Origin of the sequence: Roseovarius sp. MBR-6 (assembly GCF_040547525.1) — a bacterium.
In the GTDB taxonomy this organism is placed as follows: Bacteria; Pseudomonadota; Alphaproteobacteria; order Rhodobacterales; family Rhodobacteraceae; genus Roseovarius.
This window is the reverse complement of record NZ_JBEPPW010000043.1, coordinates 1-7,332: the sequence shown is the minus strand read 5'-3', so window position 1 is coordinate 7,332 and position 7,332 is coordinate 1. Positions and strand designations below refer to the sequence as shown.

General features: G+C 62.4%; 6 protein-coding genes and 1 pseudogene. All 7 read left to right on the top strand.

Annotation, left to right across the window (positions count from 1 at the left end; all coding sequences use genetic code 11):
* Nucleotides 1–92: 92 nt before the first annotated feature.
* A pseudogene (locus tag ABIE57_RS19995) lies at nt 93–1,046 on the top strand (IS91 family transposase); the annotation flags it as partial.
* 886 nt (nt 1,047–1,932) lie between these two features.
* Entirely contained in the window at nt 1,933–2,445 is a 513-nt protein-coding gene (locus tag ABIE57_RS19990) for an EF-hand domain-containing protein (protein ID WP_354540795.1), read from the top strand.
* 209 nt (nt 2,446–2,654) lie between these two features.
* Nucleotides 2,655–3,041, top strand: a complete 387-nt coding sequence (locus ABIE57_RS19985) for a DUF302 domain-containing protein (protein WP_354540794.1) — start codon at nt 2,655–2,657, stop codon at nt 3,039–3,041.
* A gap of 1 nt (nt 3,042) precedes the next feature.
* On the top strand, nt 3,043–3,714 hold the full coding sequence (locus ABIE57_RS19980; RefSeq protein WP_354540793.1) for a TVP38/TMEM64 family protein: 672 nt from the start codon (nt 3,043–3,045) through the stop codon (nt 3,712–3,714).
* Nucleotides 3,714–4,097: a hypothetical protein gene (locus tag ABIE57_RS19975; protein WP_454283828.1), complete on the top strand. Its 384-nt coding sequence runs from the start codon at nt 3,714–3,716 to the stop codon at nt 4,095–4,097. The genes ABIE57_RS19980 and ABIE57_RS19975 overlap by 1 nt, the downstream gene beginning before the upstream one ends.
* Nucleotides 4,098–4,164: 67 nt before the next feature.
* A complete protein-coding gene (locus tag ABIE57_RS19970) occupies nt 4,165–6,498 on the top strand; it encodes a heavy metal translocating P-type ATPase (protein WP_354540792.1) in 2,334 nt (777 codons plus the stop codon).
* A gap of 10 nt (nt 6,499–6,508) precedes the next feature.
* Nucleotides 6,509–7,120: a class I SAM-dependent methyltransferase gene (locus ABIE57_RS19965; RefSeq protein ID WP_354540791.1), complete on the top strand. Its 612-nt coding sequence runs from the start codon at nt 6,509–6,511 to the stop codon at nt 7,118–7,120.
* Nucleotides 7,121–7,332 lie beyond the last annotated feature (212 nt).

Sequence of the window (7,332 nt, the reverse complement as noted above, 5' to 3'; positions counted from 1 at the left end):
CGCCATACGGGACCAATTGATATAAGCTGGATGGCAGGTTCCAAAGGTTTGGGAGTGTTCACTGCGCAAGACCGACCAATTGGCCGCGACGGTTGGCGGCGCGCGCCGAGGATCTTCTGCCCGTCGAATACTTCCACGTCGTCTTCACTCTGCCGGCTGAGATCGCGCAGATCGCCTATTGGAACAAGAAGGCTGTCTGCGGGCTGCTGTTCAAGGCATCGGCCGAGACAGTGATGACCATCGCCGCCGACCCCAAGCGCATGGGCGCGCGGGAGGGCATGACCAGCGTGCTCCATACATGGGGGTCGGCGCTGACCCACCATCCCCATGTCCACATGATCGTCCCCGGCGGCGGCCTGTCGCCCGACGGCACGAGGTGGGTCGCCTGCCACCCTAGATTCTTCCTACATGTGCGGGTGCTATCGCGGCTGTTTCGACGCCTGTTTCTGGAAGGGCTGATGGATCTGCACCGGGCCGGTGAGTTGGTGTTCTTCGGCGCGCTGGCCGAGCTGGCCAACGCGAACACCTTCACCGGCTGGCTCGCCCCGTTCCGCAAATCCGAATGGGTGGTCTATGCCAAGCCGCCCTTCGGCGGACCCGAGGCCGTGCTCGCCTATCTCAGTCGCTATACCCACCGGGTGGCGATCTCGAACAATCGCCTGGTCAGTGCCGATGCCGATACCGTGGCCTTCCGCTGGAAGGATTACCGCATCAAATCCGGCGACCGGCAGAAGCTCATGCGGCTGGCGACGCCGGAGTTCATCCGCAGGTTCCTGATCCACGTCCTGCCGGACGGCTTCCACCGCATCCGGCACTACGGGCTGCTCGCCAGCGCTGCCCGCAAGGCCAACATCACCAAGATCCGCGCCTCGCTTTGCGTCCAGCGGCCTGATCAGGTCACTGGGCCGGAACCACAGACCGAGATCACCCCGCTCACCCTGCGCGAGCCATGCCCCTGCTGCGGCGGCCCCATGCGCATCATCGAGATCTTCCGGCGCGGGCAGAAACCGATGTCGCGTGCGCCACTCAGAGAGCAGGCCGCATGACATATCGCACGTCATCCGACACGAAGCAGCACCGGCTACAATCCACAGATCCGGTCCGAACAGTGTGTGCGCTCCCGTTTCCAGCGCGGCCAAAGGCGGCAGCAACTCCGAAACGCACAGCCTTGTCGGGATCAACGGCCGGGTTTGCGGCCGTATCAGGCACCTGGCTCGCCATCAGCCGCACCCCGGATGCAGCCGCCGCCCCGACCGCCCGCGCACTTTCCCCATAGGATGATCCAAGACCCCCGCGGCTTCCTCCTTCCGAGGTTTGTCAACGCGGGCCGCCACCTCCCGGCCGCCCACGTCGCGCCGCGGCCCGCATCGAAAAACCTTCAGGATTCCGGACTTTCGCTGCAATTGCGAGCCAAGCTGGCTGCGAAGATGAAAGCTGACATTTAGACGGCCTGGAAGCCGGACTTTTCTCTGCGGCGCTGCAAAGCGGCTTACGTTACCCGGGGGTCCACGCAGCGAAACTGTTGGGCCCGTGGTGGGTCCAGCGTTCCCCTTGGGGCAATCTCTCTCAGCGAGAACCTAATCATGCTTGGCATAGGAATATAGATCCTGGGGGTGCCGATCTTTTGGTGACCCGGAAAGCTGCTGCTGTAATATCTCGGGCTAAGACGTGCGGTCGAGCAATGATAGTGCAATCCTTATTCTGATGATCCGCCAAGTGAAGGTCCTTGGACGGCCTCTTGTTGGTACACTCGTTCTTAATGGTACACGCCGGGAAACAACCTCAAGAGATCGACGTCGTACAATGGCAAAAAACGGATTTTTGCGCTACCCGGCCTGTGAATTCGATGATTGATCCAAATCAGTATCTGAAGCCCCGAATAGCCTATGATCGCTTCCTTGGCGACATGCCACTAAATTGAGGAGAGATGCCATGAGACGCTCGAAAAACTTCGCGCTTGCAGCTGTTGCCACCCTCGGCCTTGCCGCCGTTGCGGTGCCGGTGGTCGCCCAGCAAACCCAAATGCAGCCAGGCCAGATGATGGGTGGCGGAATGGGTATGATAGGTGACCATTACGGCATGATGGGCGGTCATGTTGGGATGGGCATGATGATGGGCGGAGGCCAAAACTACGCAATGGCCACGTTTGACACCAACAAGGACGGCACGCTCAGCCCTGAAGAATTGACAGTCGGCATTCAGGCCGAAATCAAGACTTATGATGCTGACGGCAACGGCACGCTTTCGCTTGAGGAATTTGCGGTGATGCACGCGGCTCATACTCGACCAATGACCGTTCGCGCCTTCCAGATGCACGATCCTGACGGCGACGCGCAGGTGACGGAAGCCGAAATGGCTGCAATGGCCGCTATGATGGAAAGCCACAGCGGCTGGCAGCATGGCGACACGCAGGGCAGACATCGAGGCATGATGGGCAACAACTGATGCGCAGGTTTCGCCGCCAATCGCGCCAAGCGCCGGTTGGCGGGGGCAGTCTCATGACTAATTACGGTAGAAAACAACGATGAACGACTACGGTATGGGTTACGGCATGGGCTTCGGCTGGATCTGGACGATTGTGTGCATCGTACTGGTCGGTCTCGCCATTGCGGCGCTTCTAAAATACTTGCGCAAATAAACTGAAAGAGCTTCCGATGGACTACACGATCAACCGTCTGATACCGGACGCCGATATTGACGCTATTGACGCTCGCACTCGCGATGCGTTGACCGATCAAGGCTTTGGTATTCTTACCGAAATCGACGTCAAGTCGACGATGAAGAAGAAACTCGACGTCGAGATGCCGGCCTCCCGCATCCTCGGCGCCTGCAATCCGAAGATGGCGCATCAGGCGATCGGAATCGAGCCCAGGGTCGGCGCGATGCAGCCCTGCAACGTCATCCTGCGCAAGGTCGAGGGCGGTGTTGAGGTCAACGCCATCAACCCAGTGGCGTCGATGCAGGCGATCGAAAACGCTGAGCTTGCGGCCGTCGCAGGTCAGGTCCGCGACCTTCTGGCGGAGGCCGTCGAGGCGATCTGAGATGAGCCTACGCGCCGCCATTCTCGCGGGGCTGGCGATCTTCGGGATCGTCCTGCTCGGTGTCTGGCAGTTCGCGCCTTCGGTGTTCGCCGAGACACGTGGACTGATGGACGGTGAGCCTCTCGAGAGGCTGGTCGCCCGCGCTGGCCTCTGGGGGCCGGTTCTGATCATCACGCTGATGACCGTCGCGGTTGTGGCCAGCCCGATCCCGAGCGCGCCGATTGCATTGGCCGCAGGGGCGGCCTACGGGCATCTCTGGGGGACGCTGCAGGTCGTGATCGGCGCAGAGCTTGGGGCGCTGATCGCGTTCGGCCTGGCGCGAGTTCTGGGTCATGATGTCTTGCGACGGGTGTTCGGTGATCAGATGGACGTCGGTCTGCTCGGGTCGCAGACCGCGTTGACGGCGACGGTCTTTGCCAGCCGCCTGATGCCCTTCGTTTCCTTCGACATGATCAGCTACGCAGCCGGCCTCAGTCGGCTGCACGCTTGGCGTTTCGCGCTTGCGACACTGGCCGGTATCGTTCCGGCAAGCTTCCTGCTCGCCCATTTCGGTGGGGAGGCGGTCAGCGGGGACCTTGGCCGGGCGACATGGGCGGTGCTTGGCCTCGGCCTGGTCACAGGATTGCCGCTGCTCTGGATTGCGACCCGACGCAAAACCGAAAAGGATTCATGATGTCGAACGCCTACAAGAAAAACAGCATCACCTTGCCAGGCGCGGTGGCCATGGGCACCGGCGTGATGATTGGCGCGGGTACTATTTTCTTCGACCTCAGCCGGATCGCCTCGCTTGGCGCTTTCTTCTACCTGGTGATGGACATCATCATCCATTTGGGCGTGTTTCGGCACCTTCGCGAGGAGATCGGCGCACGGGGCTGGGTGCTGCTGACGGCCATCTTGCTCGATGCCGTGGTGCTGGCCGCCTTCGCCGCAATGAAGTGGCAGTCCGACCCGCTGATCGTCGTGATCGGCATAGTCGGCATGGCGCTGGTGTTCCTATTCGTGCGGGTGTTCCTCGCGCGCAATCCTGTCAGAGAAGGCGATCAAAACCACCATTGAAAATGATTTGAGCTTCCAGTCCCTGGGAGTATGGAAACTACCACAGAACCAGAAAGGTTCGCACACCATGGACCACGATCATCATCATACCGCGCCCGACATTCCGGCGGGAGCCGAGACGGCAAAGGACCCGGTCTGCGGGATGACGGTCGCAGTCAAGCCCGACGGGCGGCACGCGGAGTTCGGGGGCAAAACTTTCCATTTCTGCTCGGAAAAATGCCAGACGAAGTTCAAGGCCGACCCGTGGCACTACGCGACGGGCCGCACCGCAGGGAAAAAGAAGACCGCGCCCGCCGACGTCCAATACACTTGCCCGATGCATCCCGAGATCATCCGCGATGCGCCGGGGGCCTGCCCGATCTGCGGCATGGCGCTGGAACCCATGGTACCCTCCGACGAGCCGAGCGAGGAGCTGACCGACTTCACCCGCCGGATGTGGATCTCGGCGGCTGCGGCGGTGCCGCTGATCGTGCTTACCATGGGCGGGCTGGTCGGCCTGCCGGTGCGCGACTGGATCGGGCATCAGATGGCCAGCTACTTGGAATTTGTGCTGGCGACGCCCATCGTGCTCTGGGCGGCATGGCCGTTCTTCAAGCGGGGCTGGGATTCAATAATAAACCGCTCGCCCAATATGTGGACGCTAATCAGCCTTGGCGTGTCGGCGGCCTACATCTACTCGATCTTCGCGACTTTCCTGCCGGGCCTTTTCCCTGAACAGTATCGAATGGGCCATGGTGTTGGCACATACTTCGAGGCGTCGGTGGTGATCGTGGCACTGGTCTTTGTTGGCCAGGTGCTGGAACTTCGTGCCCGCGAACGCACGGGCGATGCGATCCGCGCACTGCTAGACCTCGCGCCCAAGACCGCGCGGCGCATCCTGCCGGACGGTACGGAATATGACGCGCCGCTGGAGAACATCATGGAAGGCGACCGGCTGCGCGTGCGCCCCGGCGATGCGGTCCCGGTGGACGGGTCGGTGATCGAGGGGCGATCCAGCTTGGACGAAAGCATGCTTACCGGCGAGTCGATGCCGGTCGAAAAGGGCCCTGGCGATGCTGTGACCGGTGCCACGATCAACAAGAACGGCTCTCTGGTGATCGAAGCAGGCAAGGTCGGTGCCGATACCGTGCTGGCGCAGATCGTGACCATGGTGTCGAATGCACGGCGGTCACGTGCCCCAATCCAGGGACTGGCGGACCGGGTCTCAGCCATATTCGTGCCGACGGTCGTGGGGACTGCGATCTTTGCCTTCATCGTATGGATGATCTTCGGGCCCGAACCCGCACTGGTCTTTGCCATCGCCTCGGCCGTCTCGGTGCTGATCATCGCCTGCCCCTGCGCGCTCGGGCTGGCCACTCCGATCTCGATCACCACGGCGGCGGGACGCGGCGCGCAGGCGGGGGTGCTGATCAAGGACGCCGAGGCGCTGGAGCGGATGGCGTCTGTCGATACACTGATCGTCGACAAGACCGGCACGCTGACCATGGGCAAGCCGAAACTGACCGACATGGTGGCGTTGGGGGATTGGGCTGAGGCAGATATTCTGTCGTTGGCCGCTGCACTGGAACGCGGGTCCGAGCATCCTCTGGCCGAAGCGATCGTGGAAGGGGCCGAAGCGGCGGGCACCGACCGTCAAGAGGCGACCGAGTTCGAGGCCGTCACCGGCAAGGGTGTGCGCGGACAGATCGGCGGACGGGCGATCGCGCTCGGCAACACGGTGATGATGCAGGAGATGGGCCTGGACACAGACGCGGCCGAGGCACAGGCCGACACCCTGCGCACTGAGGGCAAGACGGCGATGTTCATCGTGGTTGATGGGGAACTCGCAGGCATCGTGGCCGTGGCCGACCCGATCAAGGACAGCACCGCACAGGCGATCAAGGAACTTCATGCGCAAGGGCTGCGCGTCATCATGGCGACGGGCGATAATGAACGCACGGCGCAGGCGGTCGCGGGCAAGCTCGGCATCGACGAGGTGCGCGCGGGCATCCTGCCTGAAGCCAAGAAGGATCTGATCGACCGGTTGCGCCGCGAGGGCCACAAGATCGCCATGGCGGGCGACGGGGTGAACGACGCACCTGCTCTGGCCGCCGCGGATGTTGGCATCGCCATGGGAACAGGGGCGGATGTGGCAATGGAAAGCGCCGGGATCACCCTTCTGGGTGGCGACTTGATGGGCATCGTGCGGGCGCGCAAACTGGCGCGGGCGACCCTGCGCAACATCAAACAGAACCTGTTCTTCGCCTTCGCCTACAACACGCTTGGCGTGCCGATCGCTGCCGGGTTGCTTTATCCCGTGACCGGGTTGTTGCTGTCGCCCATGATCGCGGCGGCTGCGATGAGCCTCTCGTCCGTCTCGGTCATCACCAACGCGCTGCGGCTGCGGCGGGTGGATCTTTGAGGGAACGACCATGGCTGAAGAACCGAACCACTGGGAAGATGTCTATCAGAGCAAGGAAGAGGCCGAGACGAGCTGGTACGAGGATCGTCCGCAGGTTTCACTCGACCTGATCGCGGCGACAGGGGCAGACAAGGATGCCGCCATTGTCGATGTTGGCGCGGGGGCGTCGCGGCTGGTCGATTGCTTGTTGGAACAGGGCTTCCATCGGATCACTGTGCTCGACCTGTCCGAGACGGCGCTGGCAAAGGCCCGCGCTCGACTGCCGGAGGATGCCCCTGTCAAATGGGTTGTGGCGAACATCCTCGATTGGCAACCGTCCGGGCCCTTCGATGTCTGGCATGATCGGGCTGCGTTTCACTTCCTGACCAAGGCCGCCGATCAGGACGCCTATCTGCGGGTCATGGACCGCGCCCTTATGCCCGGTGGCCATGCCATCATCGGCACGTTTGCGCCGGATGGACCGGAAAAATGCAGCGGACTGGCGGTTGCCCGCTATGACGCGGCTCCTCTCGCGGAACGGCTGGGTCCGGGCTATCGGCTGATCCAGTCCTCGATGCACGATCACCGCACGCCCTGGGGCAGCGTGCAGCGATTCCATTTCGGCTTGTTCAGAAAGGTCTGACCGGTCCGGATTTCACATCCGAGTACGTCGCGAAGATCGGGTGCCGATCGCACGTGCTTTCTCCTATGTTCCTCGCCGACTCAGACGGCCCGGGCGGAAATGACGACGGCGGGCATCGGTGAGAACGGCGGTGCGAAAGTCGGCCACGGTAGCGGCGGGATGAGCCTGCTGCGGGCGGCGTAAAAGTCGGCCACCTTTACCCTTTCTGGTGA

Bases quoted from the DNA above. Each gene is read 5' to 3' on its own strand.
- ABIE57_RS19970 (WP_354540792.1), top strand. From the start codon at position 4,165: ATGGACCACGATCATCATCATACCGCGCCCGACATTCCGGCGGGAGCC.
- ABIE57_RS19980 (WP_354540793.1), top strand. From the start codon at position 3,043: ATGAGCCTACGCGCCGCCATTCTCGCGGGGCTGGCGATCTTCGGGATC.
- ABIE57_RS19985 (WP_354540794.1), top strand. From the start codon at position 2,655: ATGGACTACACGATCAACCGTCTGATACCGGACGCCGATATTGACGCT.
- ABIE57_RS19990 (WP_354540795.1), top strand. From the start codon at position 1,933: ATGAGACGCTCGAAAAACTTCGCGCTTGCAGCTGTTGCCACCCTCGGC.
- ABIE57_RS19965 (WP_354540791.1), top strand. From the start codon at position 6,509: ATGGCTGAAGAACCGAACCACTGGGAAGATGTCTATCAGAGCAAGGAA.
- ABIE57_RS19975 (WP_454283828.1), top strand. From the start codon at position 3,714: ATGTCGAACGCCTACAAGAAAAACAGCATCACCTTGCCAGGCGCGGTG.